The sequence below is a fragment of the Pseudomonas sp. KH_024_B2 genome (assembly GCF_057839965.1).
In genome coordinates this window covers 4,051,157-4,077,508 of record NZ_CM174502.1, presented here as the reverse complement: position 1 = coordinate 4,077,508, position 26,352 = coordinate 4,051,157, and the positions used below count along the sequence as shown (strand labels likewise).

Below are 26,352 nucleotides of genomic sequence, written 5' to 3'. Positions count from 1 at the left end.
GATCAATATTGTATACAAAAAAATAACTCATTGTGTTCTATTTGTCGTATCGGATTTCGCCTTACCGAAATCCAGAAGCTTTCCCCATAACAAAATAAGGACGGCACCCATGAGCGCTTTAACCTTGAAAGTCGCAGTCAGCCTGACCGGTCGAGCCATCGCCTTTGGGCGCGAGATCGCCGCAGCACCACTGACCATCGCGGTACTCGATGCCGGCGGGCATCTGCTGAGCTTGCAGCGCGAAGACGGCGCAAGCCTGCTTCGACCACAGATCGCCATTGGCAAAGCCTGGGGTGCGATCGCGCTGGGCAAGGGTTCTCGACTGTTGGCGCTGGATGCGCAACAGCGGCCGGCGTTTATCGCCGCGCTCAATAGCCTGGGGCAGGGCAGCGTGGTGCCGGCGCCGGGCGGGGTGTTGATTCGGGATCAGGAGGGGGTGGTGATCGGCGCCATCGGCATCAGCGGCGATACCTCGGACATCGACGAGCAATGCGCGATCAGCGCCATCGAGGCGCAGGGGTTGCAGGCGGATGCGGGGGTGAGTGCTTGATTTAGCGAGCAAGTCGGATTTGCTCCCACGTCTATGGTGTGGGAGCAATCACTGGCCTGACCTAAACCCTGAACTGATCCATCAAGCTCTGCTGCTGGTTGGCCAGGCTGTTCAGCGACTGGCTGACCCGTGCCGATTCATTGGCTTGCCCTGACAGCGATTCAGTCACGTCACGAATGGTCGCCACGTTGTTGTTGATCTCTTCGGCCACGGCGCTTTGCTCTTCGGCGGCGCTGGCAATTTGCAGGTTCATGTCGGTAATCACCGTCACCGCATCGCCGATCTGGCGCAGCGCGGTCACCGCCTGGCTGACCTGTTCGACACTGCCTTGGGCCTGACGATGGCTGTTGCTCATTGAACCGACAACTTCCTGAGTACCGCTTTGCAGCTGTTCGATCACCTGACGGGTTTCCTCCACGGACTCCTGAGTGCGTCGGGCCAGATTGCGTACTTCGTCGGCGACCACTGCAAAACCACGTCCGGCTTCGCCTGCGCGAGCGGCTTCGATGGCGGCGTTGAGTGCCAGCAGGTTGGTCTGCTCGGCGATGGCGCGAATCACTTCCAGCACCGAACCGATTTTCTCGCTGTTGGCGGCCAGGCCTTCGACCTGGGTCATTGCCGTGCTCATATCCGCGGCGAGATTGTCGATGCTCGCGGTGGTGCGGTCGATCACGGTCAAACCCTGACGGGTTGCCTGATCGGCGTCGCGAGCAGCCTGCGCCGCTTGGGCGGCGCTACGGGCGACGTCTTGCGCAGTGGCGCTCATTTCGTGGGAGGCGGTGGCCACCTGATCGACCTGGCGGTACTGCTGCTCCATGCCGGCGCTGGTCTGGGTGGCGATGACGGCGGATTGGTCGGCGGTGCTGCGAGCGTCCTGCACCGAACGTTTTACCTCGGCGATGATCGGCTGCAACTTGTCGAGGAAACGGTTGAACCAACCGGCCAGCTGACCGAGTTCATCCTGCTTGTCATAGGCCAGACGCCGGGTCAGATCACCTTCACCGCTGGCAATGTCTTCGAGCATATGTGCCACACCGAGGATCGGCCTGGTCACGCTGCGGGCCATCAACCAGACCAGCAGCAGACCGATGACCGCCGCCAGCAGGCCCAGGCTCAATTCGATCAGGGTGCCGCTGGTGCTGCGCTCATCGAGTTCTTTCTTCAGGGTTTCAGCCGGGCCGACCAGGACCTTTTCCGGGATGTCGAGCAACACGCCCCACGGCTTGCCGCCAGGAATCGGCAGGAATGGCGAGAGCACTTTGAGTTGTTGATTGCTGTGCAGGCTTTGGGTCTGACTACCGCTGGACAGCATGCGGATCAGCTCGGCACCGCTGGCCTTGTCGACCACCTCCAGACGCTGGCTCAGTTTGCTGGCGTCCGCGCTGTAGCCAGCCAGCAGACCGACCGGGCTGATGATGCTGACATTGGTCTGGCCGTCATAGAGCTTCTTGCTCGCTTGCAGACTGACCGCTTGCAGGCTGTTGAGGTTGATGTCGACCGACAGCGACGCGATGACTTTACCCTCGACCATCAGCGGGAAGACGATGCTGGTCATCAGCACATTCTGGCCGTCGATCACATAGAAGTAGGGCTCGATCACACACGGCTTGAGCGTGACGCGCGGGCAAGTGAACCAGGCATTCGCCGGTTCGCCGCTGGGGCCGGTGCTGGTGTCGGCCATGTCGCTTTCCGGCAGCGACATCGAGGTCAGCTTGCCCGGCGTCGGCTGCGACCAGTACAGGGCAAAACGGCCCTTGTCGTTGCTGCCGATCTCGTTCTGGCCGGCAAACAACTCATCCTTGCCATCCAGCGCATTGGCTTCGAATACCAGCGACAGGCCGAGCAGTTGCGGGTTGGCTTGCAGTGCCGACTTGACCTGACGGGTCAGGTCTTCGCGCAGGTCGAAGGCATCGAGAAAGCGCTTCTCGGCTTGTTCGCGCAGGAACAGCACCTGGCGGGAGAAGCCGTGACCGTATTGATAGGCATCCATGAATTGCTGGCGAATGCCCAGCGCCTGGACTTCACCCTGGGCCTCGATCCGCGCCAGAGCCGCTTCGTTGAGCATCTCCATGCTCGAGGCTTTGACCAGCTCGGCGTTGTGCTCCATGCGATAGAGCGAAAGCCCCACCAGCAACGAGACAATGCCGAGCAGGCAGAGTCCGGCCAGAAGAGTGATTTTCCATTGAATGGAAAGCTGCCTGAGCGACATGGAGATGTCCTTGATCGGATAAAGCGCGGGAGATTTTGAACTGTAGCGGCTGTGTTTTTCGTTTCTTTATCCATTCATTCAAGAAAGTGGCGCTGAAACGTTTTAGATCGTGTAGGAGCGAGCTTGCTCGCGATGAACGGTAACGCGGTGTGTCTGTTACACCGCGGCGTCCATTTCGCGAGCAAGCTCGCTCCTACAGTTTTGCGTTGGCGTGCCGTTAAAGACTTACCCATGCCAATAAAATCAAGAGTGAACGCCATGCGCCTAAGCCTGAAGGCCAAAGTTTTATCCCTCGCGGTACTCCCGGTTTTACTGTTTGCGCTGGTGATCAGTCTGACCACGGTGTTCATTCTGCAAGAACAGGCCGGCAAAGAAGTCGAAGAAACCCGCCAGCGCCTGCTGACCGAAGCCAAGGCGACCCTGCAAAGTTACGTGGCGGTGGCGATGACCGCGATCAAGCCGCTGTACGACGCGGCGGTACCCGGTGATGAAGCGGCCCGGGCGCAGGTGGTCAAGCTGCTGTCGAGCATTACCTATGGCAAGGATGGCTACTTCTACGGTTACGACTCCAATACCGTGCGCCTGTTCAAGGCCAACAGTCCTGAAGGCGTGGGCCAGAGTTTCAAGGACAACCGCGATCCGAATGGCGTGTACGTCAACCGTGAGCTGGTGAAAGTCGCCAAGGACGGTACTCACTACCTGCAATACAGCTCGGCGCTGCCAGGTAACAGCAAAGTCCTGGTGCCCAAACTCGGCTACACCGAATACCTGCCCAAGTGGGACATGGTCATCGGTACTTCCGTCAACCTGGACGGGATCGAAGCTCAGGTCGCGGTGGTCGAGGCCAAGGTTCATGAGCGCATGGAGGGCGTGGTACTGAGCATCGTCGGCATCGCGGTGGTGGTGCTGCTGGTGATTGCGGCGGTTGGCATGTTCGTCGCCAATACCATTTTGCGTCCGCTGCACCTGATGAAAGTCAACCTGGACGATATCGCCGCCGGCGAGGGCGATCTGACTCGTCGCCTGGCGATTACCAGCCAGGATGAGCTGGGCGAACTGGCCGGTTCGTTCAACCGCTTCGTCGACAAGATCCACGGCCTGGTACGGCAAATCACCGAAATGACCTCGCAGCTGACCGGGCTGGTAACGCAGGTTTCCGATCAGGCTCAACGTTCGGAGCAGGCCATGGAGCGCCAGCGTCACGAGACTGATCAGGTGGCGACAGCGATCAACGAGATGTCTTCGGCGGCCCAGGAGGTGGCGAGAAGCGCCCAGGGCGCGGCGGTCGCTGCGCAGCAGACCGATGAAGAAGGCCAGGCCGCCAAGCGCGTGGTGGATGGCAGCATCAAACAGATTCACGCGCTGGTCAGCGATATCCGCAACAGCGGTACCTCTCTGGATAGCCTGCAAAAAGATGTGTTGTCGATTGTCAGCGTGCTGAGTGTCATTCGTTCGATTGCCGACCAGACCAACCTGCTGGCACTCAACGCGGCCATCGAAGCGGCCCGCGCCGGTGAGGCCGGGCGTGGTTTTGCGGTGGTGGCCGATGAGGTACGGGCGCTGGCCAGCCGCACCCAGCAAAGCACCCAGGAAATCCAGGGCATGATTGACCGCCTGCAGCAGGGCACTCAATCGGCGGTCGAAGCCATGCGCCGTTCCAGCGATGCCGGTGACGGCACCTCGGCCCAGGCCAACGAGGCCGGTGCTTCGCTGGACACCATGGCGCAGTTGATCGGCACCATCAATTCGATGAACGCGCAGATCGCCAGCGCCGCCGAAGAGCAAACGGCAGTCGCCGAGGAGATCAACCGCAGCGTGCATCAGATCGCCGTGGCGGTGGACAGCGTTGCCGACGAAACCCAGCTCGGCGCACAGACCTCCCGCAGCCTGGCCGATCTGGGTCAGCGCCTGGGCAAGTTGGTGGGGCAGTTCCGCATCTGATCCAGGGAATCAGGTGTCTGACAGACCGCTATCGCGAGCAAGCTCGCTCCCACAGGGATCGATTGTGTTCACACACAGTCCAATGTGGGAGCGGGCTTGCCCGCGAAGAGGCCGGAACAGTCGACATCACTCTCTGCTTAGCACCCCCACATCCCGCATCAACAACCCAAAACGCAAATCCACCTGATCCGGAATCGGCAAATACACCGTGTGCCCGTCCCCGGGCGCGACCTCGATGGCTTCACCCTTGGCGTTGTGCAACTGATGCAGGTCGAAATGGAAATTGCCCTTGGGGGTCATCAATTCCAGATGGTCACTGAGGAGGAAGCGGTTCTTCACGCGAACTTGCGCCAGTCGATCACGCCGCTCTCCGGTCAACTCGCCGACGAACTGCTGGCGCTCCGACACCGAGCTGCCGTTCTGGTAGTTCTGATACTCATCATGCACATGCCGGCGCAGAAAGCCTTCGGTGTAACCACGCTGGGCGAGGGATTCGAGATCGGTCATCAGGCTGCGGTCGAATGCCCGGCCGGCCACGGCGTCATCGATTGCCTTGCGATAGACCTGGGTGGTCCGTGCGCAGTAGAAGTGGGATTTGGTCCGGCCCTCGATTTTCAATGAGTGCACGCCCATTTCAGTCAGACGTTCGACATGCTGCACGGCGCGCAGGTCCTTGGAATTCATGATGTAAGTGCCATGTTCGTCCTCGAACGCCGGCATCAGCTCCTCAGGACGATTGGCTTCTTGCAGCAAAAACACCTGATCGGTCGGCGCGCCGAGGCCCAGCGCAGGCTCGGGTTGAAACGCCTGAACGATCTCACCCAGTTGATTTTCCGTGGCGGGTTGCGCGCTGTATTTCCAGCGACAGGCGTTCGTGCAGCTGCCCTGGTTGGCATCGCGCTTGTTCATATAGCCCGACAGCAGGCAACGACCGGAATAGGCCATGCACAGCGCGCCATGGACGAACACTTCCAGCTCCATACCCGGAACCTGCTGACGAATTTCGGCGATTTCTTCCAGGGACAGTTCACGCGACAGGATGATCCGGCTCAAGCCTTGTTGCTGCCAGAACTCGACGCTGGCCCAGTTCACCGTGTTGGCCTGAACGGAAAGGTGAATCGGCATCTGCGGGAAATGTTTGCGCACCAGCATGATCAACCCGGGATCGGACATGATCAGCGCATCCGGCGCCATGGCGATCACCGGCTCCAGATCCTTGAGGAACGTGCGCAACTTGGCGTTATGCGGGGCGATATTCACCACCACATAGAAACGCTTGCCCTGGGACTGGGCTTCACGAATGCCGAGGGCCAGGTTGGCGTGGTCGAATTCGTTATTGCGCACCCGCAGACTGTAGCGCGGCTGTCCGGCGTATACGGCATCGGCACCATAGGCGAAGGCATAACGCATGTTTTTCAGGGTGCCGGCAGGGGCGAGGAGTTCGGGAGTGGCGAGGGGCATGGTCGTGTCGATCACAAAAGACCGGGAGGGTAAGCGAGTCGTGTCCGGGATTTATTGATCTGGATCTATGCTCCATGAACAAAGAGGGCACTCAAGCGCGGCTTGGCTGACTAAACATCAGGAAGCCGTCAATCCTGCGCCTTGTCGACATGGACCGGACATGAACGAAACGACGCTGCAAAACAGATCGCTGTTTGCCTTGCTTGTTCTGGTGACTATCGCCTTTATCTGGATTCTGTTGCCGTTCTACGGCGCGGTGTTCTGGGCGGCGATTCTCGGCATCGTCTTTGCCCCTTTACAGCGACGGCTGCAATTGAAGTTCGGTTGGCAGCATAACCTGACGTCCCTGTGCACCCTGAGTATCTGCCTGGTGATTGCGATTCTGCCGGTGATCTTCATCGGCGTCTTGCTGGTTCAGGAAGGCGCGACCTTGTACAAGAGCATCGAAAGCGGTCAGTTGGACATTGCCGGTTACCTGGCGCAGTTCAAACAAAGCTTGCCGCCGTACTTTCAGTATTTGCTTGATCGTTTTGGCATGGGCGATGTGATCAGTTTGCGGGAGAAGATCGTCAAGAGCGCCATGCAGGGCAGTCAGTTTATAGTCAGTTTCGGTCAGGGCACCTTTGAATTCCTGATGAGTTTTTTCATCATGCTGTACTTGCTGTTCTTCTTTTTGCGTGACGGCGCGGAGCTGGCGCGCAAGTTCCGCACCGCTATACCGCTGGACGACCAGCAGAAACGCCTCTTGCAACTGAAATTCAACCGGGTGGTGCGCGCCACGGTCAAGGGCAATGTGCTGGTGGCGATCACTCAGGGTGCATTGGGCGGTTTGATTTTCTGGTTTCTCGACATTCCCAGTGCCTTGCTCTGGGCGGTGTTGATGGCGTTTCTGTCACTGTTGCCAGCGGTGGGGGCGGGGATCATCTGGGCGCCGGTAGCGGCATTCTTTCTGTTCAGCGGGGCGATCTGGCAGGGTGTGGTACTGGCATTGTACGGAGTACTGGTCATCGGTCTGGTAGACAACGTGCTGCGCCCGATGTTGGTGGGCAAGGACACGAAAATGCCGGATTACCTGATTCTGATTTCTACCCTGGGTGGCTTGGCGATCTTTGGCCTGAACGGATTTGTCATTGGGCCATTGATCGCAGCGTTGTTCATATCAAGCTGGGCTCTGTTCATCGAGACCAAACCACGGGTGCAGTTGCCTTAGGCGCGCAGGTCATGAATATCCATGCTTTGCGACAGAGCCTGAGCGGCGAGGAGTGAAGTGAACGGGCCGCTGATCGGCACACCGTCCTGCATCAGATACCAACAGGCGAGCAATCCCTTCTCTCTGAGTGGTGCGGGAACGGCGCTGCCGATAACGGACATGATTTGAACCTTGGACATAAGTACCCCCATCGATCTATGGGACTACCTTACGGACCTGCGGGTTCAACAAAAAATCATCGCGCTCGATAGTGGACATCGATGCGGGCAGAACTGAACTCGATAATCGGTATCAGTCGACGACCTGATCGAGCATGTACACCACTTCCTGATCATTGAGCAGGCCTTTGCGCACCAGGTTCTCGGCCAGCAACGAGAGAAACTTGGCGCTGCGATGGCCTTCAAGGTGCTTGAGTTCGGTCAGCGCACTGTAGACCTTGCTTGAAGTGCACAGGCCTGCCGTGCGGTGGGGATTCTGAGTCGGCACTGTGGGGGCGTCCTTGTTTTTATAAGCCTGTTTTTGACGGACAAATCAGAGCTTGCTGACCTGCCATGACATGAATATGAGAGCCGCTGCACCGATGCGACAGTCGGTCAATCATGCCAAATTTAACCGCAGCCACTGTCTCGGTAGCGACCTTTGCAAGATTTATTCAGACGTTGTTCAGGTTCTATAACGCATCAGGCCCCGTTTCAAGGCGGGGCCCGATTCAATGACAGCGTGACGGTTACCAGCGTGGATGACCGTAATAACCGCGCGGTGGGCCATAGTAATAGCCACGTGGCGGGCCGTAATACACCGGTGCTCGCCGGTAATAGACAGGTCGTTCGATGTAAACCGGTTGCGGCTGGTAATAGACCGGTGGCGGCTGTTGTATGTAGACCGGTTGCGGCTGAACGTACACTGGCTGTTCCACATAGATCGGCCGGTCGCGGCTGATGATTGCCGAACCCACTATGGCTGCGCCGACCAACGCGCCGAATACCGCCGGACCCTCCCAACCACCGTGACCGTGATGGTGACCACCACCGGCGGATGCCTGACCTGTGACAGCGAGTGCCCCGATGAGCAAGGCTACTGTGGAGAGTTTACGAATCATGGCTATACCTCGATTCCAGCCCCGACGCTTGTGGTCTGCAATAGACCCAAGGATTGTGCGGGGATACTTATCAGACAGCCATTTGTGAAAAAACTGCGAGGCCGCTGAGTAAATATTGTGTAAGGTCTGTACCGGTTTATTTACCTTGATCTGTTGCGTAAACAGGCACTGAGCCTCACATCATTATGATCGAACAGAACTGTCGGGCTGGCTAATCCCGTCCATCTGAAAGTGCTATTTGAAGGAGATAGACATGCTGATGAACCCGAACAAAGACACCCAACTGTGTATGTCGTTGTCTGGGCGCCCCGGGAATTTCGGCCTGCGTTTTCATAACCATTTGTATGAGCAACTGGGCCTTAACTTCTATTACAAGGCGTTCAGCAGCAAGGACCTTTCAGGCGCGGTCGGTGGAATTCGCGCGCTTGGGATTCGTGGCTGCGGGGTATCCATGCCATTCAAGGAAGCCTGCATCGCGTTGGTCGATGAGCTGGACGATTCGGCCAGGGCGATTCAGTCCATTAATACCATCGTCAACACCGATGGCCATCTCAAGGCCTACAACACCGACTACATTGCCATCGCGCAACTGCTGAACACGCATGAAGTGCCGCAGAACTCGACCTTCGCCCTACGCGGCAGCGGTGGAATGGCCAAGGCAGTGGCCAGCGCCTTGCGCGATGGCGGTTACACAAACGGTTTGATCGTGGCCCGTAACGAACTGGCCGGCCGTGCCCTGGCGAGTTCCCTGGGCTACGAATGGCGGGCAGACCTGGGTGATCAACGGCCACAGATGCTGATCAACGTCACGCCGATCGGTATGACCGGCGGGCCGGAAGTCGATCAACTGGCGTTCGAAGCGGATGCTGTCGACGCCGCCGAAACAATCTTCGATGTAGTAGCGATTCCGTCGGAAACACCGTTGATCCTGCGTGGTCGCGCCAAGGGCAAACGCGTGATCACCGGGCTTGAGGTGATCGCCATTCAGGCCCTGGAGCAGTTCGTGTTGTACACCGGCGTACGCCCGACCGAGGAGCAGTTCCAGAAAGCGGTAGCCTTCGCGCGGGGTTGATTAACCAAGAGCCTGGCATCTGACAAACACCTGTGGCGAGGGAGCTTGCTCCCGTTGGGCTGCGCAGCAGCCCTAAAACAGCCATGGAGTTCTTCCTGAAAAACCGCAGCGGCCTTATTGGGGCCGCTCCGCGGCCCAGCGGGAGCAAGCTCCCTCGCCACAATGGATCACCAGACTGCCTTACACACGCTTATTCCAGCCGCGCCAAACGCTCTTCCAGCGCCGCAATCCGCGCTTCCAGTTCTTCGATACGCTCCACCGACACACCGCTGCCGGCACCGCGCTCCAGCGGGTTGTGCCGTGCAGCCAGAATCGCTTCGATATCGGCCGGGTCACCCAGAGCATGCATGTAACGGTCTTCCCGTTGCCCGGACTGGCGCGGCAATAGCAACGCCAGGCCTCGGGAAATCAGCCGCTCCAGTTGATGAACGACCTGTTCGGTGTCTTCGAAATCATGCATGCGACCACTGCGGGTCAGCAGTTCATTGACGGTCTGCGGGCCGCGCAGGAACAGCAGGCCGGCAAGAATCACCTGGGCCGGAACCAGCTCCAGAGCCTTGTCCACCCGATGCTCCCAACGGTCGGCGCGACTGCCCATGACCAATCGGGTGAAACCCCGTCCTTCAAGGGCGCGAAGGCTCTGGCCGACCTGGCCCTGGCTGAGATTCATCACCGGTTCGCGGCTGGTTTTCTGATTGCAGGCAATGACCAGCGCATTGAGGGTCAGCGGATAGGTTTCCGGGCTGGTGGCCTGTTTTTCGATCAAAGAGCCGAGAATGCGGATTTCCGTGCTGCTCAGCCGCAGTTCATCGATGGAGGTGTCGTGCTCGGTGGTCATCGCGCTTTCCCTATGCTGTCGAAGGCGACTAGCCTAATCCTTGCAGAATAAAAGACAAGCCGCCAGAGCGGCCAAGCATGGCTATAATCGCGCCACGTTCAACTCCCGCCACCACCTGCGAGACTGTCATGACTATTTCTCTGTACGCCGCATCCATCCCGGTTTTCAAGCAAATGCTCAACGCCCTGAGCGACGTTCTGAACAAGGCCGAAGCCCACGCCACAGCGAAAAACATCGAGCCAAACGCTTTTCTGCAGGCGCGTCTGTACCCGGACATGTTCCCGCTGGTACGTCAGGTGCAAATCGCCGTGGATTTCGCCAAAGGCGTTTCCGCGCGTCTGGCCGAGGTTGAGCTGCCGAAGTACGACGACACCGAAACCACGTTCGCTGAGCTGCAAGCACTGATCAGCAAAGTCCTGGCCTTCATCGACGGCATCAAGCCTGAGCAGATCGATGGCAAGGAAGGGATCGAAATCATCACCCGTCCGGGCACGCCGAAAGAGAAGCGTTTCAGTGGTCAGGCTTATCTGCTGACCTACGGCCTGCCGCAGTTCTTCTTCCACGTCACCACCGCTTACGCGATCCTGCGTCACAACGGTGTGGAAGTCGGCAAGCGCGATTACATGGGCGCGTTCTAAACCGCAAAATAAAAAAAGCCCGGGAAGCTGAAGCTTTCCGGGCTTTTTCTTGCCTCAGGCTTTTTGCGCGATGCGCTCGGCCGTTTCTTCCTGGGCCAGGCAGGCCGCAGCGGTGAACAGCACATCAGTGGAGGAGTTCAGCGCGGTTTCCGCTGAGTCCTGCAGGACGCCGATGATGAAACCGACGGCCACCACTTGCATGGCGATTTCGCTGGGAATGCCGAACAGACTGCATGCCAGCGGAATCAATAGCAACGAACCACCTGCCACACCCGAAGCGCCGCAAGCGCAAATCGCCGCGACCACGCTGAGCAGCACTGCTGTCGGAATGTCCACGGCAATCCCGAGCGTGTGCACGGCCGCCAGAGTCAGCACGGTGATGGTGATTGCCGCGCCGGCCATGTTGATGGTGGCACCCAGCGGAATCGATACGGAGTAGGTGTCTTCGTGCAGGCCCAGACGCTTGCTCAACTCCAGATTGACAGGAATGTTCGCCGCCGAACTACGGGTGAAGAACGCGGTAATGCCGCTTTCACGCAGGCAGGTGAAGACCAGTGGATAAGGGTTGCGACGCAGCTTCCAGAACACAATGACCGGGTTGACCGCCAAGGCTACGAACAGCATGCAACCGATCAGCACGGCCAGCAGGTGCATATAGCCAAGCAGGGCACCGAAACCGGAAGTGGCAAGGGTTGACGCGACCAGACCAAAAATTCCCAGAGGTGCGAAGCGGATCACCATGCGCACAATCAGCGTCACGCCATTGGAGAGATCGTCGAGCACCGTGCGGGTGGTTTCACCGGCATGGCGAATAGCAATACCCATGCCGATCGCCCACGCCAGAATGCCGATGAAATTGGCATTCATCAGGGCGCTGACCGGATTGTCGACCACGCTGAGCAGAAGACTTTGCAGCACTTCACTGATCCCGCCGGGTGCGCTCACGGCCACATCCTGAGTGGCCAATACCAGGCTGGACGGGAATAGCATGCTCGCAACTACCGCGACGGCGGCGGCGGCAAAAGTCCCGAGTAGGTACAAAAACAGAATGGGCCGAATATGAGTTTCCTGGCCATGTTTATGGCTTGCGATAGAGGCCATGACCAGAATGAACACCAGAATCGGCGCGACGGCTTTCAGTGCCGAGACAAAGACCTTGCCGATGACCGCCACGGATCGCGCTACGTCGGGCAGCAGCCACGCCAGCAAAATACCGGCGAGCAAACCGATGATGATTTGCGTGACCAGGTGGGTTCCGAGAAGTTTTTGCATAAGAGAAGGGGGAGAAGCGGTCATTGCGGTATCTCTGATTATTTTGTGTGCGGTTCGATACGCTCTGGCAGCAACAAACGGGCAGGCTGGACGAACGGAACCAAGGATCTATCGCGACATCAGTACCAGCACGTCGCCGTGCATGACCGATTTGGGCAGGGCGCGGACTTTATCACACGTAGGACGATTCCTTCGGACCTGTGACGATCTGCCACCCGGGTGTTAGTCAGGTTCGCGTAACTGCTGCCAGACGCACTCTGTTAACATCCGCCATCCTCTTTTTTCATATCCAGTGAGCCCTTGGGCTATCGCTGGCGTTGTCGTTTCTGGAGTTATGCATGTTGTTGCCCATCCTTCTGTTGTCCGCCGCCGGTTTTACCGTGCTGACCACGGAATTCATCATCGTCGGCCTGTTGCCCTCTATCGCCCGCGACCTGGATGTCAGCGTCTCCCAGGCCGGTTTGCTGGTGACCTTGTTCGCCTTTACCGTGGCTGCCTTCGGGCCGTTCCTGACCGCATATTTCGCGCGCTTCGAGCGCAGACGGCTGTTTATCAGCGTGCTGATCATGTTTGGGCTGGCCAATACCCTGGCGGCCATGGCGCCGAATATAGGCGTAATGGCGCTGGCGCGATTGATTCCGGCGCTGGGTTTGCCGGTGTTCTGGGCCCTGGCCAGCGAGACGGCTGTAGACATCGTCGGGCCGGACTACGCGGGACGCGCGATTGCGAAAATCGGTTTCGGGATTGTCTGCGCAACTGTGTTCGGGATTCCCGTGGGGACGCTGATTTCCGATGCCTTCGGCTGGCGCAGTGCCTTCGGCATTCTGGCACTGATCGCTTTTGCCAAAGCGTTGCTGCTGTTCATCTATTTACCGAAAACCAACTTGCACAAACAGCAGGTGAGCTTACGTTCGCAGTTCAAGATCCTGCGCAGTCCGTTGATGCAGGGCCATGTGCTGTTGTCGATCCTGGTCTTCAGCGGCATGTTCACCGCATACACCTACCTGGCCGACATTCTGGAGCGGCTTGCCGGTTTCAACGGCACCGTGGTCGGTTGGTGTTTGATGGGGTTCGGTGCGGTGGGGCTGATCGGTAACTCGTTGGGTGGCCGTATGGTCGATCGCCATCCACTGATTGCCTCGATGGTGTTCTGCGTCTTCATGATCGGCGGCATGGTGACGCTGGTGCCGAGCATTCATTCGCCACTGGGGCTGGCGGCTGCCATGGGCCTATGGGGTGTCACCCAGGCGGCGTTGTTTCTGGTCAGCCATGTGCGCTTGATGAAGGTCGCACCGCAGGCACCGGCGTTTGCCGCGTCGCTGAATATTGCCGGGGCCAACCTGGGCATCGGACTGGGAGCGATGGTTGGCGGCCGAGTGATCGATACGTTGGGGCTGGGCAGTCTTGGCTTCGCGGCGGCGGGCTTCATTGTGCTGTCGATCTTGCTGGCGCTGCTGTTGATGACCGCCAAATCCCGGACGGTCTGCGCCTGAGTCCTCACCTGTTGATCGCGGTAAACAGCTCGCGTCGGGCACCTTCGGTAATGGCAACAATGCCGGGGTGCTTGACCTTGCGCTCCACCGAAATGGCGTAGAACGACTCAGTCACCGCATCGGTCTGGCCAATCAACTCCACGCCATACTGGCGTTTCACTTCGTCGGCAATCACGCTCGGGCCAATGAATATCCCGCTGCCGGATTGGCCGAAGGCCTGCATCAAGGCACTGTCATCAAACTCACCGACAATGCGCGGCTGAATCTGCTGTTCGGCGAGCCAGCGCAGCAATCGACTGCGCACTACGGTTTCCTGTCCGGGAATCAATAGCGGGGCACCCTGCAGGCTGTGGGGAAAATCCCTCCCGTAACTTTCGGCTAGCGCGCGGGTGGCAAAAAAGCTGATGCCGCATTCACCGAGCTTCTGGCTGTAGCCCTTGATGTCCAGATGCGACGGCATCGGGCTGTCGGAGATCACCAGGTCCAGGCGCTGGATGGCCAGGTCGGCCAGCAGCCGCTCGAGTTTGTCCTCGCGGCAGGTGATGCGCAGTGGTTCGCTCAGCTCCATGGTGGGGGCGATGAGGCGATAGACGATCGACTTGGGGACCACGTCGGCGACTCCGACCCGGAACAGAATCTGTTGCTCATTGGGTTGCGCCCGTAGCATCGCCTCCAGTTCACCACCGAGCTGGAACATCTGTTCCGCGTACGGCAAGGTCTGGCGCCCGGCTTCAGTCAGTTCAAGCTGTCGCCCGACCCGGCGAAACAGCTCGATCCCGTAGGTCTGTTCGAGCAGGCTGATTTGCCCGCTGATGGTCTGCGGCGTCAGGTTCAGCTGCTCGCAAGCCCGAACGATGCTGCCAGTCTTGGCCACAACCCAGAAGTAATGCAGTTGCCGATAATTGAGCATAAGTGCTTACAGTTCGTAAAAACCGAAGTATAACTGCTAAAAATACGAATTTTCCTGAAGTGCTTGCCTCCTTAGAATGCAACGCTATTGACGGGCCATCACGTAGAGGCCGTACGTTCTATCGAGGGAAGCATGATGAAACTCAAATCCATAGGCGCCGCTTCGCTGCTGGCGTTCTCAGTGTTTGCACTCAGTGGCTGCGATCAGGTCGAAAAAAGCGCCCAGCAATTGATGGGCAAAGCGGCCGAAACAGCCAAGCAGGCGATAGACGACACTCATAAAGCGGCGGAGCAGGCATTGGACGACGCGACTCAGGGCTTGATCAGTAACAAGGACAAGACCGCGGACGACAGTGAGCAACCCGAAAAGTCGTCACAGGCCATCTAACCCGTCTTACACCGAGTCAGGACTGACCCATGGATTACCTTTTACAACTCACCGCCAGCCCCACCGCCTGGGTGGCTTTGGCCACCTTGATCGTCATGGAAATCGTGCTTGGCATCGACAACCTGATTTTCATCTCGATCCTGACCAACAAACTGCCTGTGCAGCACCGTGCCAAGGCGCGACGTATCGGCATCAGCATGGCGTTGATTCTGCGTCTGGGTCTGCTCAGCACCATTGCGTTCATCGTGCAGTTGACTGCGCCGGTCATCGATGTGTTTGGCCAGGTGTTCTCCTGGAAAGACATGATCCTGATTGCCGGTGGTCTGTTCCTGCTCTGGAAAGCCACTACGGAAATCCATCACAGCATGGACCCTGAGCCGCAGGAGACGGCATCCGCGACCTCGGGCGTGTCGATTGGCTTTGCCGCGGCGATCGGTCAGATCCTGATGCTGGACATGGTCTTCTCGATCGATAGCATCATTACCGCCGTTGGCATGACCGAGCACTTGCCAATCATGATCATCGCGGTGGTGGTCTCGGTACTGGTGATGTTGCTGGCGGCCGAGCCTCTGGCGAAGTTCATCAACGACAACCCGACTGTGGTGATGCTGGCCCTGGGCTTCCTGATCATGATCGGCATGACCCTGATCGCCGAAGGCTTTGGCGCCCACGTACCGAAAGGCTACGTCTACGCAGCCATGACGTTCTCGGCGACGATTGAAGGCTTGAACATGCTGTCGCGTCGCGCTCGGCAGAAGCGGGAGGTTGTTGAAGCTTAAGCTGTTGAAACAAAAGTAGCGGACACACCGAACGCTCGCCTGTACTCGAAAGAGTTCAGGCGAGCGTTTTTTTTCTTTATGTAAAAAGAGCTGTAAAAAGGGCTGAAAAAAGGGCCCGTCAGTGCGCGTTCGCGGTGCGGCCGGCAGGTTTTTCGGTTTTCGCTGGGGTTGTTGGCTGGATGCGTGGGTGATGGTGTCTGCGAGTAATACGCAGCAAGCCCCAAAGCATCGCGGCGGCAACGGCCAGCCAGCCACAGACCAGCATGATGATTGTCGTTGTCAGGCTCATAAGTGCCTCCTCTTTGCCCTGCCTGGGGTACACACTCCTGTAATGGACAGTCTAGTCGCTGATGTGTTTCAGGCTGTTGACCAAAGGTCGAGAGCCTCCAAATAGTTCGATCTATCGGGTGCAACTAACTGCCGTTCAAGGCTATACCGTCGCTCAAGACGGCCCTATGATCGAGGGCCAAGCCGGCAGTGTGTTTGCCTGCGTCTGAACAAGAGAGTGATGATGTTGCGGGTATTTCCTCGATTTCGATCTGCGCTGCTCGCCGGCGCTTGTGTTCTGAGCCTGGCCGGTTGCGCCGGCAACGTACAGCCGGAGATCCAGCGCTTGCCGGAGCGCGTCGAGCTCAACGGTGTGCCGTTTTTCCGCAGCGAGCTCTATCAGAGCGGGCCCAGCGCCCTGGCAAGTATGCTGTCCCAGCAAGGCATCGTGATTACCCCGGGTTTACTGGATAAGCCGCTGCATTTGCCGGGCGCCGAAGACCGGTTGCAGCAGAATATGCAGACCCTGGCGCGTGAGTACGGCATGGTGGTCTATCCACTCGACAATAATCTTCCCGCGTTGTTGACCCAGGTGGCGGCAGGTTATCCGGTGCTGGTGCGTTTCACCGAGGGCTCGGCGTTCTGGTCCGGACCGAGGTACGCCGTGCTTGCGGGCTACAACCGTCATAAACAGACCGTCTTGCTCCGTGCAGGGATGGATCGCCGTTTGCTGATGAGCTTCAAGTCGTTTGAATCTTCCTGGGAAAACGCTGGCAGTTGGGCTGTCCTGATCCAGGGTCCGACGCAAATACCCGCCAGGGTTGACCAGCAGCGCTGGTTGAAAGCCGCCAATGAGCTGGCTCAGGCCGGCCAGGAACGGGCCGCGGCGAGAGCGACCAAAGCACTTGGCGTACGTTGATTCAGCGGATAAAAAAAACGGCGCTTTTGAGCGCCGTTATTGTGAATGCCCTGACATGACGTTCAGGGTTTTTTTTGCGTTTCAGTCGCCTGAGCTACGCCATTTGGACGATTTTTGAGGTTCTTGTCGGCCTTGTAGCGCAGCGCGACATTGGGTGCCGAACCGCTGGTCCCGGTTTCGACCCACTTGCGGATACGGCTGGCGTCGGCGAAATGGGTGTATTTGCCAAAGGCATCGAGAATCACCAGGGCGACCGGGCGATTGCCCATGCTGGTCACCAGGACCAGGCAGTGACCCGCCTCATCAGTGAAGCCGGTCTTGGTCACCGAGATGTCCCAGCTGGCCTTGTGGATCAAGTGATTGGTGTTGCGAAAGCCCAAGGCGTACTTCGGCTTGCGGAAAACCACGGTCTTTGCCTTGGTGGTACTCAGCTCGCTCAGCATCGGGTATTTGCGCGCGGCCTGCAGCAGCTTGGTCAAGTCGCGGGCGGTGGAGACGTTGTGGATGGACAGGCCGGTAGGCTCGACGAAACGGGTGCTGGTCATGCCCAGTGCTTTGGCTTTGGCATTCATTGCCGCGATAAACGCGACGTAACCCCCTGGATAGTGATGAGCCAGGCTGGCGGCTGCACGGTTTTCCGAAGACATCAGTGCGATCAGCAGCATGTCCTTGCGGCTCAGTTCGCTCTTGAGTTTGACGCGGGAGAACACGCCTTTCATTTCCGGTGTGTCGCTGATCGACACGGAAATGATCTCGTCCATCGATTGCCTGGCTTCCAGTACGATCAGGCCGGTCATCAGTTTGGTGACCGAAGCGATCGGCCTGATGACGTCTGGATTGCTCGAATAGATGACTTTGTCGGTTTGCAGGTCGAGCAGCATCGCGCTACTGGAAGCGACTTTTAGCCTGGAAGTGTCTCGGGGCGCCGCGATGGTCTCGCCAGCATTGACGCTCTGCGTGGTGAAAGTGCCTGCCAGTGCAAAAAACAGACTGAGGATGGAGATACGGATTTTCACGCGGGCGGACTCGCTCAAAGATGGATATGCCGTTGTGCAACGGGCTTTTTCGACAAAACGTAACATTTTATGAGTATGTGCCAGGAAAGCGCTACACGCCCTCTGCGCCGGGGCTTTAAATGAAATATTTTTAATGCGGTACCCATTTTGAATCAGCTGAACGGAGCTTTGCGGCGCTAAACAAAGAACCCCGCCAATGGCGGGGTTCCTTGTTCAAGTCGTTACGCTCAGCTGTGCAGCGTTTCTGCCGCGTACAGGGTGTTTTCCAGCAGGCAGGCACGCGTCATCGGGCCAACGCCGCCAGGAACTGGAGTGATCCAGCCAGCACGGGGCAGGGCGGTTTCATAAACCACATCGCCCACCAGCTTGCCGTCTTCCTGGCGGTTGATGCCGACGTCGATGACGATCGCACCTTCCTTGATCCACTCACCTTTGACCAGCCCCGGCTTGCCGGCGGCCACCACCACCAGATCGGCGCGGCCAACGTGCCCGGCCAGATCCTTGGTGAAGCGGTGGGTGACGGTGACGGTGCAGCCAGCCAATAGCAATTCCATCGCCATCGGACGCCCGACGATATTGGACGCGCCAACCACAACTGCATCCATCCCATAAAGGTCGGCGCCAGTGCTTTCCAGCAAGGTAATGATGCCTTTCGGGGTGCAAGGGCGAAGCAGCGGGATGCGTTGCGCCAGGCGGCCGACGTTATAAGGATGGAAACCATCCACGTCTTTGTCCGGGCGGATGCGTTCCAGCAGTCTGGAGGCATCCAGCTGTTCAGGAAGCGGTAGCTGAAGCAGGACGCCGTCGATGTTCGGGTCATCGTTCAGACGATCGATCAGATCGGTCAGTGCTTCCTGAGTGGTGTCGGAAGGCAAGTCATAGGCTTGCGAAAGGAAGCCGACCTCTTCGCAGTCTTTACGCTTGTGCGAGACATAAACTTGAGAGGCGGGGTCGCTGCCGACCAGGATCACCGCGAGGCCGGGAGTGCGCAGACCTTGCTGGCGACGCTCGGCGACACGTTTGGCGATCTGCTGGCGCAGGCTAGCGGCGATCGCTTTGCCGTCGATTAGTTGTGCAGTCATGACGCGTGATTAACCATCGAGAGGGGAAAAAAAGAGAACGCATTCTCGCATGTCGTGACGTGAGGGCAAAGGCGCTTGGTCTGCAAATTCCCCTAACCCCTTTAATTAAATGAATTTTTTTTAAAAAAGAGTTGACGACCCAGGCGCTCGCCTATAACATTCGTCGCACTTGTCGGGCACAGCCTAGCACTGGTTAAGAAGGTTGAGCAGAGTTGATGTTTGATTCGGCGAGACTGAAAGCACTTAGTTTGTAATCGTCCAAGAATACAGATTAACAAGGCGCCCGTAGCTCAGCTGGATAGAGCATCCGCCTTCTAAGCGGATGGTCGCAGGTTCGAGTCCTGCCGGGTGCGCCATTAGGCAGCTTTGGCACAAGTAACGCAACAAGGCAATATGGTGGGCGTAGCTCAGTTGGTAGAGCACGGGATTGTGACTCCCGTTGTCGAGGGTTCGATCCCCTTCGTCCACCCCATATTTAGAAAGGCGCCAGATTAATAATCTGGCGCCTTTGCTTTAAAAGCTTGATACGCGGACGTGGTGGAATTGGTAGACACACTGGATTTAGGTTCCAGCGCCGCAAGGTGTAAGAGTTCGAGTCTCTTCGTCCGCACCAATTAAGTAGCTATTTAATAGCAGATATCGGCGCAGCACCTGAAAAGGGCTGCGCCGTTTTGGTTTCAGAAGCATGGGTTTCAGAAGCATGCGTTTTCAGTGCGGCCGCAGGCATTGGGCTGAAAGGGTGGCGAGTCGTCGCTATTTTGTTACTGGATGGTGCTGTGTTTTTCTGCCGGTCTGCTCGCAGGTCCGGCTGTCAGGGCCACGGCTGCCAGCTCCTTCTATATATAGAAGGGTTGGTGTAGAGGCTCTGGCTCGATTTGCTGTATTTGCTCTCAGGGTGAGGCACAACCGTTTGTCCCCGCCTTTAAATTGCCTGCTGTTTTTTTACCCGTTTTCAGTAGGGTGACTTCTTGAGTTTGACCCACTAGAATGCATGCCCTTGATTCTGGGGTCGGAAACGGCCGGCTAACGTCTGTGCAACGAGGAATATCCATGCAAGTTTCTGTTGAAAATACTTCTGCTCTTGAGCGCCGCATGAGCATCACCGTGCCAGCTGAGCGCATCGAGACCCAAGTCAACAAGCGTCTGCAGCAGACTGCCCAAAAGGCCAAGATTGCAGGCTTCCGTCCTGGCAAAGTGCCAATGAGCGAAATCAAGCGCCGTTTCGGTGCTGATGCGCGTCAGGAAGCTGTAGGCGATGTGATCCAGTCTTCTTTCTACGAAGCTGTTGTTGAGCAGAAGCTGAACCCGGCTGGTGCTCCTTCGATCGAGCCTAAATCGATCGAAGCCGGCAAGGATCTGGAATACGTCGCAGTTTTCGAAGTGTTCCCTGAGTTCACCGTTGCCGGTTTCGAAGGTATCACCGTAGAGCGCCTGAGCGCTGACGTGGCGGACGCCGATCTGGACAAAATGCTGGAAGTCCTGCGCAAGCAGAACATCCGTTTTGAGCTGGCCGAGCGTGCCGCCCAGAACGAAGACCAGCTGAACATCGATTTCGTTGGCAAGGTCGACGGTGAAGTGTTCGCGGGCGGCTCTGCCAAAGGTACTCAGCTGGTTCTGGGTTCCGGCCGCATGATCCCGGGCTTCGAAGATGGTCTGGTCGGCGCGAAAGCTGGCGAAGAGCGTGTTCTGAACCTGACCTTCCCTGAGGACTATCAGAACCTCGACCTGGCAGGCAAAACCGCTGAGTTCACCGTGACCGTGAACACCGTTTCCGAGCCTAAGCTGCCAGAGCTGAACGAAGAATTCTTCGCTCAGTTCGGTATCAAGGAAACCGGTATCGAAGGTTTCCGCGCCGAAGTTCGCAAGAACATGGAGCGTGAGCTGCGTCAGGCGATCAAATCCAAGGTCAAGAATCAGGTAATGGACGGTCTGCTGACCACCAACCCGATCGAAGTGCCAAAGGCCCTGCTGTCCAACGAAGTCGACCGTCTGCGCGTGCAGGCTGTTCAGCAGTTCGGTGGCAACATCAAGCCTGATCAACTGCCGGTCGAGCTGTTCGAAGAGCAAGCCAAGCGCCGCGTTGTACTGGGTCTGATCGTTGCTGAAGTGGTCAAGCAGTTCGACCTCAAGCCTGACGAAGCTCGCGTTCGCGAAATGATTCAGGAAATGGCTTCGGCTTACCAAGAGCCTGAGCAGGTCGTGTCCTGGTACTACAAGAACGACCAGCAACTGAACGAAGTTCGTTCGGTTGTGCTGGAAGAACAAGTTGTGGATACTGTTCTGCAGAAAGCTAGCGTGACCGACAAATCGGTCTCTTACGAAGAAGCGGTCAAGGCGGTAGAAGCTCCACAAGCCGACTGATTTTTCTTTGTTTGAAAAATACACACATAAGCCAGCCTTCGCGCTGGCTTATGCGTATTCAAGACATAACTATTTGGGAGTGACTGCCGGACATGTCCCGCAATTCTTATTATCAGCAGAGCTCTGACATCCAGGCCGCAGGCGGCCTGGTCCCGATGGTTATCGAGCAGTCCGCCCGTGGCGAGCGTGCCTACGACATCTACTCGCGCCTCCTCAAGGAGCGAGTGATCTTCCTGATTGGCCCGGTAGAAGACTACATGGCCAACCTGGTCGCGGCGCAACTGCTGTTCCTTGAAGCGGAAAATCCGGACAAGGACATCCATCTTTACATCAACTCACCAGGCGGTTCGGTGACTGCGGGTATGTCGATCTACGACACCATGCAATTCATCAAACCTGACGTTTCGACCATCTGCATCGGCCAGGCCTGCAGCATGGGGGCTTTCCTGCTCGCCGGTGGCGCTGCGGGCAAGCGTCACTGCCTGCCTAACTCGCGCATGATGATTCACCAGCCGTTGGGTGGCTTCCAGGGGCAGGCGTCGGATATCGACATTCATGCCAAGGAAATTCTCGCCATTCGTCATCGCCTGAACTCGTTGCTGGCCCATCACACCGGGCAAAGCCTCGAAACCGTCGAGCGTGATACCGAGCGTGATAACTTCATGAGCGCAGAGCGTGCGGCCGAATATGGCCTGATCGACACTGTGATCACGAAGCGTCAAATGCCTGCCTAAGCAGCCCAAATGTAGGTGGTTGGTTTAACTGGCCACCTGCGGGCTTGAAAAAGCCCGCAATTGCCTTCATCTTGTGTTGCAAGCCTATCGGATTTGGATCGATCGAATGACTGACACCCGCAACGGCGAGGACAACGGCAAATTGCTCTATTGCTCCTTCTGTGGCAAAAGCCAGCATGAAGTACGCAAATTGATTGCCGGCCCCTCGGTCTTTATCTGCGACGAGTGCGTCGACCTGTGCAATGACATCATCCGTGAGGAGGTGCAGGAAGCCCAGGCCGAAAGCAGCGCGCATAAATTGCCTTCGCCTAAAGAAATCAGCGGCATCCTTGATCAGTACGTGATTGGTCAGGAACGTGCGAAAAAGGTTCTGGCCGTAGCGGTATACAACCACTACAAACGCCTGAACCAGCGCGACAAAAAGAATGACGATGTCGAGCTCGGCAAAAGCAACATCTTGCTGATCGGCCCTACAGGCTCGGGTAAAACCCTGCTTGCAGAAACACTGGCTCGTTTGCTGAATGTGCCTTTCACCATCGCTGACGCGACCACCCTCACCGAGGCGGGTTATGTTGGTGAAGATGTTGAGAACATCATTCAGAAACTGCTGCAGAAGTGCGATTACGACGTAGAGAAAGCCCAGATGGGCATTGTCTATATCGATGAGATCGACAAGATCTCGCGTAAATCTGATAACCCTTCGATTACCCGGGACGTTTCCGGCGAAGGCGTGCAGCAAGCGTTGCTTAAACTGATCGAAGGCACTGTCGCTTCCGTTCCGCCTCAAGGTGGTCGCAAGCATCCGCAGCAAGAGTTCCTTCAGGTCGATACGCGTAACATCCTGTTCATTTGCGGTGGTGCGTTCTCCGGGCTGGAAAAGGTCATTCAAAGCCGTTCTACCCGTGGTGGCATCGGCTTCAACGCTGAAGTCCGTAGCAAGGAAGAGGGCAAGAAGGTGGGTGAATCCCTGCGTGAAGTCGAGCCTGACGATCTGGTCAAGTTCGGTCTGATCCCGGAATTCGTTGGTCGTCTGCCGGTTCTCGCTACCCTGGACGAGCTCGACGAGGCTGCTTTGATGCAGATTCTCACCGAGCCGAAAAATGCCCTGACCAAACAGTACGCCAAGTTGTTCGAGATGGAAGGCGTCGATCTGGAGTTCCGTACCGACGCTCTCAAGTCGGTGGCCAAGCGTGCGCTTGAGCGCAAGACCGGTGCTCGTGGATTGCGTTCGATCCTCGAAGGTGTATTGCTCGACACTATGTACGAGATCCCCTCGCAGTCCGAGGTGAGTAAAGTAGTGATCGATGAAAGCGTTATAGAAGGCAAGTCCAAGCCACTGTATATCTACGAAAACAGTGAGCCGACAGCCAAGGCAGTGCCAGACGCATAAGCGTCGCGCAGCTGGATTAAAGAGGGGGCCTTCGGGCCCCTTTGCTTTTATATTCTTTAAGTCATGTCTTTGAGCTTGAAGTGCCGTCTTTGAGCTTGTTTTTTTTCAAGACAGCCCCCATCTTGGTTTCAGGCTTACTCCCATCTGTTTACGGCCTTATGGCCGCCGAAGAGGCGAAATCATGAAGACAACCATCGAATTGCCTCTCCTGCCATTGCGTGATGTTGTGGTTTATCCGCACATGGTTATCCCGCTGTTCGTGGGGCGTGAGAAATCTATCGAAGCCCTCGAGGCCGCGATGACGGGCGACAAGCAGATTCTTCTGCTGGCTCAGAGAAACCCTGCTGACGACGATCCCGGTGAAGATGCACTTTATCGCGTAGGTACTATCGCGACGGTCCTGCAGCTGCTCAAACTGCCTGACGGCACAGTCAAAGTGCTGGTCGAGGGTGAGCAGCGCGGCGCGATCGAGCGTTTCATCGAAGTGGACGGCCATTGCCGCGCTGAAGTCTCGCTGATTGACGAAAGTGACGCGCCTGAGCGCGAGTCGGAAGTATTTGTTCGCAGCTTGCTCGCTCAGTTCGAGCAATATGTGCAATTGGGCAAAAAGGTACCTGCCGAGGTGCTGTCGTCGCTCAACAGCATCGATGAGCCAGGTCGTCTGGTCGATACCATGGCGGCGCACATGGCGCTGAAGATCGAGCAGAAGCAGGAAATACTCGAAATCATCGATTTGTCGGCCCGGGTCGAGCACGTTCTGGCGTTGCTGGATGCCGAGATCGACCTGCTGCAAGTTGAAAAACGCATTCGTGGTCGCGTCAAAAAGCAAATGGAGCGCAGCCAGCGCGAGTACTACCTGAATGAGCAGATGAAGGCCATTCAGAAAGAGCTGGGTGATAGCGACGAAGGCCATAACGAAGTCGAAGAGCTGAAAAAGCGCATCGATGCCGCCGGTTTGCCGAAAGATGCCCTGACCAAGGCTCAAGCCGAGCTGAACAAACTCAAACAAATGTCGCCAATGTCTGCGGAAGCGACGGTGGTGCGTTCTTACCTCGACTGGCTGGTTCAGGTGCCGTGGAAGGCCCAGAGCAAGGTGCGTCTGGATCTGGTGCGGGCTGAAGATATTCTCGATGCCGACCATTACGGTCTGGAAGAAGTCAAAGAACGGATCCTCGAATACCTCGCCGTGCAAAAACGCGTGAAGAAAATTCGTGGTCCGGTGCTGTGCCTGGTCGGTCCTCCTGGGGTGGGTAAAACCTCGCTGGCTGAATCGATTGCCCATGCAACCAACCGCAAATTCGTGCGCATGGCGCTCGGCGGCGTGCGTGACGAAGCGGAAATTCGTGGTCATCGGCGGACTTACATCGGTTCGATGCCAGGAAGATTGATTCAAAAGATGACAAAAGTTGGCGTGCGCAACCCGCTGTTCCTGCTCGATGAAATCGACAAGATGGGTAGCGACATGCGCGGCGATCCGGCTTCGGCGTTGCTCGAGGTGCTCGATCCCGAGCAGAATCACAATTTCAACGACCATTACCTGGAAGTCGATTACGACCTTTCCGATGTAATGTTCCTCTGCACCGCCAACTCGATGAATATCCCGGCGGCGCTGCTCGATCGGATGGAAGTGATTCGTCTCCCGGGTTACACCGAAGACGAGAAGATCAACATCGCCGTCAAATACCTTTCGCCCAAACAGATTCAGGCTAACGGCTTGAAGAAAGGCGAGCTGGAATTCGACGCCGAAGCGATCCGCGACATCATTCGCTATTACACCCGCGAAGCCGGTGTGCGTGGGCTTGAGCGTCAGATTGCCAAGGTGTGCCGCAAGGCGGTCAAAGAGCACTCTCTGGAAAAACGCTTCTCGGTAAAAGTGACGGCCGAGTTGTTGGAGCACTTTCTGGGCGTGCGTAAATTCCGCTACGGTCTGGCTGAACAGCAGGATCAGATCGGCCAGGTGACAGGTCTGGCCTGGACTCAGGTGGGTGGTGAGTTGCTGACCATCGAAGCAGCCGTGGTTCCTGGTAAGGGTCAACTGATCAAGACCGGTTCCCTGGGTGACGTGATGGTCGAATCGATCACCGCGGCGCTGACGGTTGTTCGCAGCCGTGCGAAAAGCCTGGGGATCCCTCTGGACTTCCACGAGAAGCGTGACACCCATATCCACATGCCGGAAGGGGCGACGCCTAAAGACGGCCCTAGCGCTGGTGTAGGCATGTGCACGGCCTTGGTATCGGCCCTGACCGGGATTCCGGTGCGTGCAGATGTCGCCATGACCGGCGAAATTACGTTGCGTGGCCAGGTTCTGGCGATTGGTGGCCTCAAGGAAAAACTCTTGGCGGCACACCGTGGCGGGATCAAAACCGTGATCATTCCTGAAGAGAATGTCCGCGATTTGAAGGAAATTCCCGACAATATCAAGCAAGATCTTCAGATTAAACCAGTTAAATGGATTGACGAGGTCCTGCAAATTGCGCTGCAATACGCGCCGGAGCCCTTGCCGGATGTGGCTCCCGAGATAGTTGCAAAGGATGAAAAACGCGAGTCTGACTCTAAGGAAAGAATTAGCACGCATTAGAACGCATTTGCCTGGGGGGCTTCCTTGACAGCTTTTTAGAGCCCTTGTTATAAAGCGGCTCTTAAAGTGTCTGTAGGCCATTCAGCACTCGTTTTTGCTTTCACCAAAAAACTTAGAATCATACTCAAATAGATATAAGGGGACTT

24 protein-coding genes, 3 tRNA genes and 2 pseudogenes are annotated in these 26,352 nt (G+C 57.2%); 17 read left to right on the top strand and 12 right to left on the bottom strand.

Translation table 11 applies throughout. From position 1 onward, the window contains the following. Window positions 1-109 precede the first annotated feature (109 nt). Window positions 110-550: a GlcG/HbpS family heme-binding protein gene (locus AC3I0A_RS18910; RefSeq protein WP_489373762.1), complete on the top strand. Its 441-nt coding sequence runs from the start codon at window positions 110-112 to the stop codon at window positions 548-550. Between the two features lie 61 nt (window positions 551-611). Here AC3I0A_RS18910 and AC3I0A_RS18905 read toward each other — a convergent pair whose 3' ends face one another. Both AC3I0A_RS18905 and AC3I0A_RS18900 read right to left on the bottom strand, forming a co-directional pair. Further along, window positions 612-1,316: a methyl-accepting chemotaxis protein gene (locus tag AC3I0A_RS18905; protein ID WP_489378546.1), complete on the bottom strand. Its 705-nt coding sequence runs from the start codon at window positions 1,314-1,316 to the stop codon at window positions 612-614. Window positions 1,317-1,517: 201 nt separating this feature from the next. After that, a pseudogene (locus tag AC3I0A_RS18900) lies at window positions 1,518-1,574 on the bottom strand (hypothetical protein); the annotation flags it as partial. Between the two features lie 1,317 nt (window positions 1,575-2,891). On the opposite strand from AC3I0A_RS18900, the pseudogene AC3I0A_RS18895 reads away from it, so the two are divergent. Continuing rightward, window positions 2,892-3,794: pseudogene (locus AC3I0A_RS18895) on the top strand (cache domain-containing protein); the annotation flags it as partial. Window positions 3,795-3,878: 84 nt separating this feature from the next. Then, window positions 3,879-4,700 carry a methyl-accepting chemotaxis protein gene (locus tag AC3I0A_RS18890; RefSeq protein WP_489378545.1) on the top strand — a complete coding sequence of 274 codons (822 nt, stop codon included), beginning with the start codon at window positions 3,879-3,881 and terminating at the stop codon, window positions 4,698-4,700. A 126-nt stretch (window positions 4,701-4,826) separates the two neighbouring features. On the opposite strand, the gene trhP is transcribed toward AC3I0A_RS18890, so the two are convergent. Next, the gene (trhP, locus tag AC3I0A_RS18885; RefSeq protein ID WP_489373761.1) at window positions 4,827-6,161 is read right to left on the bottom strand and encodes a prephenate-dependent tRNA uridine(34) hydroxylase TrhP; all 1,335 of its coding nucleotides are present in this window, start codon (window positions 6,159-6,161) and stop codon (window positions 4,827-4,829) included. A 160-nt stretch (window positions 6,162-6,321) separates the two neighbouring features. Here trhP and AC3I0A_RS18880 point away from each other — a divergent pair, with 160 nt between their 5' ends. Next, on the top strand, window positions 6,322-7,371 hold the full coding sequence (locus AC3I0A_RS18880) for an AI-2E family transporter (RefSeq protein WP_489373759.1): 1,050 nt from the start codon (window positions 6,322-6,324) through the stop codon (window positions 7,369-7,371). On the opposite strand, the gene AC3I0A_RS18875 is transcribed toward AC3I0A_RS18880, so the two are convergent. From AC3I0A_RS18875 to AC3I0A_RS18865, 3 genes are all read right to left on the bottom strand, one after another. Further along, window positions 7,368-7,550: a hypothetical protein gene (locus AC3I0A_RS18875; protein WP_489373757.1), complete on the bottom strand. Its 183-nt coding sequence runs from the start codon at window positions 7,548-7,550 to the stop codon at window positions 7,368-7,370. The two genes, AC3I0A_RS18880 and AC3I0A_RS18875, sit on opposite strands and share 4 nt — an antisense overlap. 112 nt (window positions 7,551-7,662) lie before the next feature. Then, window positions 7,663-7,857, bottom strand: coding sequence for a hypothetical protein (locus AC3I0A_RS18870; protein ID WP_489373755.1), 195 nt, complete (start codon window positions 7,855-7,857; stop codon window positions 7,663-7,665). Window positions 7,858-8,098: 241 nt separating this feature from the next. Then, complete coding sequence (locus AC3I0A_RS18865) at window positions 8,099-8,470, bottom strand: hypothetical protein (RefSeq protein ID WP_489373753.1); 372 nt, start codon at window positions 8,468-8,470, stop codon at window positions 8,099-8,101. Window positions 8,471-8,723: 253 nt separating this feature from the next. On the opposite strand from AC3I0A_RS18865, the gene AC3I0A_RS18860 reads away from it, so the two are divergent. After that, complete coding sequence (locus tag AC3I0A_RS18860; RefSeq protein ID WP_489373751.1) at window positions 8,724-9,542, top strand: shikimate 5-dehydrogenase; 819 nt, start codon at window positions 8,724-8,726, stop codon at window positions 9,540-9,542. Between the two features lie 190 nt (window positions 9,543-9,732). Here AC3I0A_RS18860 and AC3I0A_RS18855 read toward each other — a convergent pair whose 3' ends face one another. Beyond that, window positions 9,733-10,380 carry a YceH family protein gene (locus AC3I0A_RS18855; RefSeq protein WP_489373750.1) on the bottom strand — a complete coding sequence of 216 codons (648 nt, stop codon included), beginning with the start codon at window positions 10,378-10,380 and terminating at the stop codon, window positions 9,733-9,735. A 128-nt stretch (window positions 10,381-10,508) separates the two neighbouring features. On the opposite strand from AC3I0A_RS18855, the gene AC3I0A_RS18850 reads away from it, so the two are divergent. After that, window positions 10,509-11,018 (top strand): DUF1993 domain-containing protein, encoded by a 510-nt coding sequence (locus AC3I0A_RS18850; protein WP_489373748.1) that lies wholly within the window; start codon window positions 10,509-10,511, stop codon window positions 11,016-11,018. A gap of 54 nt (window positions 11,019-11,072) precedes the next feature. Here the strand turns inward: AC3I0A_RS18850 and sstT are convergent, their stop codons facing one another. Then, the gene (sstT, locus tag AC3I0A_RS18845) at window positions 11,073-12,314 is read right to left on the bottom strand and encodes a serine/threonine transporter SstT (RefSeq protein ID WP_489373746.1); all 1,242 of its coding nucleotides are present in this window, start codon (window positions 12,312-12,314) and stop codon (window positions 11,073-11,075) included. 314 nt (window positions 12,315-12,628) lie between these two features. Between sstT and AC3I0A_RS18840 the strand changes: the two genes are divergently transcribed. Continuing rightward, a complete protein-coding gene (locus AC3I0A_RS18840) occupies window positions 12,629-13,783 on the top strand; it encodes an MFS transporter (protein WP_489373744.1) in 1,155 nt (384 codons plus the stop codon). A 4-nt stretch (window positions 13,784-13,787) separates the two neighbouring features. On the opposite strand, the gene nhaR is transcribed toward AC3I0A_RS18840, so the two are convergent. Next, entirely contained in the window at window positions 13,788-14,693 is a 906-nt protein-coding gene (gene nhaR, locus AC3I0A_RS18835; RefSeq protein WP_489373742.1) for a transcriptional activator NhaR, read from the bottom strand. Between the two features lie 135 nt (window positions 14,694-14,828). Here nhaR and AC3I0A_RS18830 point away from each other — a divergent pair, with 135 nt between their 5' ends. Both AC3I0A_RS18830 and AC3I0A_RS18825 read left to right on the top strand, forming a co-directional pair. Further along, window positions 14,829-15,080 (top strand): hypothetical protein, encoded by a 252-nt coding sequence (locus AC3I0A_RS18830; RefSeq protein WP_489373741.1) that lies wholly within the window; start codon window positions 14,829-14,831, stop codon window positions 15,078-15,080. Window positions 15,081-15,109: 29 nt separating this feature from the next. After that, on the top strand, window positions 15,110-15,859 hold the full coding sequence (locus AC3I0A_RS18825) for a TerC family protein (protein ID WP_489373740.1): 750 nt from the start codon (window positions 15,110-15,112) through the stop codon (window positions 15,857-15,859). 118 nt (window positions 15,860-15,977) lie between these two features. On the opposite strand, the gene AC3I0A_RS18820 is transcribed toward AC3I0A_RS18825, so the two are convergent. Further along, complete coding sequence (locus tag AC3I0A_RS18820) at window positions 15,978-16,148, bottom strand: hypothetical protein (protein ID WP_489373739.1); 171 nt, start codon at window positions 16,146-16,148, stop codon at window positions 15,978-15,980. Window positions 16,149-16,370: 222 nt separating this feature from the next. Here AC3I0A_RS18820 and AC3I0A_RS18815 point away from each other — a divergent pair, with 222 nt between their 5' ends. Next, on the top strand, window positions 16,371-17,045 hold the full coding sequence (locus AC3I0A_RS18815; RefSeq protein ID WP_489373738.1) for a PA2778 family cysteine peptidase: 675 nt from the start codon (window positions 16,371-16,373) through the stop codon (window positions 17,043-17,045). Between the two features lie 62 nt (window positions 17,046-17,107). Here AC3I0A_RS18815 and pbpG read toward each other — a convergent pair whose 3' ends face one another. Both pbpG and folD read right to left on the bottom strand, forming a co-directional pair. Next, window positions 17,108-18,061, bottom strand: coding sequence for a D-alanyl-D-alanine endopeptidase (gene pbpG, locus AC3I0A_RS18810; protein WP_489373737.1), 954 nt, complete (start codon window positions 18,059-18,061; stop codon window positions 17,108-17,110). 227 nt (window positions 18,062-18,288) lie between these two features. Continuing rightward, entirely contained in the window at window positions 18,289-19,143 is an 855-nt protein-coding gene (gene folD / locus AC3I0A_RS18805; protein ID WP_489373735.1) for a bifunctional methylenetetrahydrofolate dehydrogenase/methenyltetrahydrofolate cyclohydrolase FolD, read from the bottom strand. Between the two features lie 279 nt (window positions 19,144-19,422). Between folD and AC3I0A_RS18800 the strand changes: the two genes are divergently transcribed. From AC3I0A_RS18800 to lon, 7 genes are all read left to right on the top strand, one after another. Further along, window positions 19,423-19,499, top strand: a tRNA-Arg gene (locus AC3I0A_RS18800). Window positions 19,500-19,539: 40 nt separating this feature from the next. Further along, window positions 19,540-19,615, top strand: a tRNA-His gene (locus AC3I0A_RS18795). 56 nt (window positions 19,616-19,671) lie between these two features. Then, window positions 19,672-19,756, top strand: a tRNA-Leu gene (locus tag AC3I0A_RS18790). Window positions 19,757-20,193: 437 nt separating this feature from the next. After that, window positions 20,194-21,504: a trigger factor gene (tig, locus tag AC3I0A_RS18785; protein WP_489373734.1), complete on the top strand. Its 1,311-nt coding sequence runs from the start codon at window positions 20,194-20,196 to the stop codon at window positions 21,502-21,504. Between the two features lie 92 nt (window positions 21,505-21,596). After that, on the top strand, window positions 21,597-22,238 hold the full coding sequence (gene clpP / locus AC3I0A_RS18780; RefSeq protein WP_419117269.1) for an ATP-dependent Clp endopeptidase proteolytic subunit ClpP: 642 nt from the start codon (window positions 21,597-21,599) through the stop codon (window positions 22,236-22,238). Window positions 22,239-22,344: 106 nt separating this feature from the next. Beyond that, on the top strand, window positions 22,345-23,628 hold the full coding sequence (gene clpX / locus AC3I0A_RS18775) for an ATP-dependent Clp protease ATP-binding subunit ClpX (protein WP_489373732.1): 1,284 nt from the start codon (window positions 22,345-22,347) through the stop codon (window positions 23,626-23,628). 181 nt (window positions 23,629-23,809) lie between these two features. Beyond that, a complete protein-coding gene (gene lon / locus AC3I0A_RS18770; RefSeq protein ID WP_489373730.1) occupies window positions 23,810-26,206 on the top strand; it encodes an endopeptidase La in 2,397 nt (798 codons plus the stop codon). Window positions 26,207-26,352: the final 146 nt, after the last annotated feature.

What these genes read in the sequence shown, in the direction of transcription:
- AC3I0A_RS18910 (WP_489373762.1), top strand. Translation starts at nt 110, where the DNA reads ATGAGCGCTTTAACCTTGAAAGTCGCAGTCAGCCTGACCGGTCGAGCC.
- AC3I0A_RS18905 (WP_489378546.1), bottom strand. Translation starts at nt 1,316, where the DNA reads ATGAGCGCCACTGCGCAAGACGTCGCCCGTAGCGCCGCCCAAGCGGCG.
- AC3I0A_RS18890 (WP_489378545.1), top strand. Translation starts at nt 3,879, where the DNA reads ATGACCTCGCAGCTGACCGGGCTGGTAACGCAGGTTTCCGATCAGGCT.
- trhP (WP_489373761.1), bottom strand. Translation starts at nt 6,161, where the DNA reads ATGCCCCTCGCCACTCCCGAACTCCTCGCCCCTGCCGGCACCCTGAAA.
- AC3I0A_RS18880 (WP_489373759.1), top strand. Translation starts at nt 6,322, where the DNA reads ATGAACGAAACGACGCTGCAAAACAGATCGCTGTTTGCCTTGCTTGTT.
- AC3I0A_RS18875 (WP_489373757.1), bottom strand. Translation starts at nt 7,550, where the DNA reads ATGTCCAAGGTTCAAATCATGTCCGTTATCGGCAGCGCCGTTCCCGCA.
- AC3I0A_RS18865 (WP_489373753.1), bottom strand. Translation starts at nt 8,470, where the DNA reads ATGATTCGTAAACTCTCCACAGTAGCCTTGCTCATCGGGGCACTCGCT.
- AC3I0A_RS18860 (WP_489373751.1), top strand. Translation starts at nt 8,724, where the DNA reads ATGCTGATGAACCCGAACAAAGACACCCAACTGTGTATGTCGTTGTCT.
- AC3I0A_RS18855 (WP_489373750.1), bottom strand. Translation starts at nt 10,380, where the DNA reads ATGACCACCGAGCACGACACCTCCATCGATGAACTGCGGCTGAGCAGC.
- AC3I0A_RS18850 (WP_489373748.1), top strand. Translation starts at nt 10,509, where the DNA reads ATGACTATTTCTCTGTACGCCGCATCCATCCCGGTTTTCAAGCAAATG.
- sstT (WP_489373746.1), bottom strand. Translation starts at nt 12,314, where the DNA reads ATGACCGCTTCTCCCCCTTCTCTTATGCAAAAACTTCTCGGAACCCAC.
- AC3I0A_RS18840 (WP_489373744.1), top strand. Translation starts at nt 12,629, where the DNA reads ATGTTGTTGCCCATCCTTCTGTTGTCCGCCGCCGGTTTTACCGTGCTG.
- nhaR (WP_489373742.1), bottom strand. Translation starts at nt 14,693, where the DNA reads ATGCTCAATTATCGGCAACTGCATTACTTCTGGGTTGTGGCCAAGACT.
- AC3I0A_RS18830 (WP_489373741.1), top strand. Translation starts at nt 14,829, where the DNA reads ATGAAACTCAAATCCATAGGCGCCGCTTCGCTGCTGGCGTTCTCAGTG.
- AC3I0A_RS18825 (WP_489373740.1), top strand. Translation starts at nt 15,110, where the DNA reads ATGGATTACCTTTTACAACTCACCGCCAGCCCCACCGCCTGGGTGGCT.
- AC3I0A_RS18820 (WP_489373739.1), bottom strand. Translation starts at nt 16,148, where the DNA reads ATGAGCCTGACAACGACAATCATCATGCTGGTCTGTGGCTGGCTGGCC.
- AC3I0A_RS18815 (WP_489373738.1), top strand. Translation starts at nt 16,371, where the DNA reads ATGTTGCGGGTATTTCCTCGATTTCGATCTGCGCTGCTCGCCGGCGCT.
- folD (WP_489373735.1), bottom strand. Translation starts at nt 19,143, where the DNA reads ATGACTGCACAACTAATCGACGGCAAAGCGATCGCCGCTAGCCTGCGC.
- tig (WP_489373734.1), top strand. Translation starts at nt 20,194, where the DNA reads ATGCAAGTTTCTGTTGAAAATACTTCTGCTCTTGAGCGCCGCATGAGC.
- clpP (WP_419117269.1), top strand. Translation starts at nt 21,597, where the DNA reads ATGTCCCGCAATTCTTATTATCAGCAGAGCTCTGACATCCAGGCCGCA.
- clpX (WP_489373732.1), top strand. Translation starts at nt 22,345, where the DNA reads ATGACTGACACCCGCAACGGCGAGGACAACGGCAAATTGCTCTATTGC.
- lon (WP_489373730.1), top strand. Translation starts at nt 23,810, where the DNA reads ATGAAGACAACCATCGAATTGCCTCTCCTGCCATTGCGTGATGTTGTG.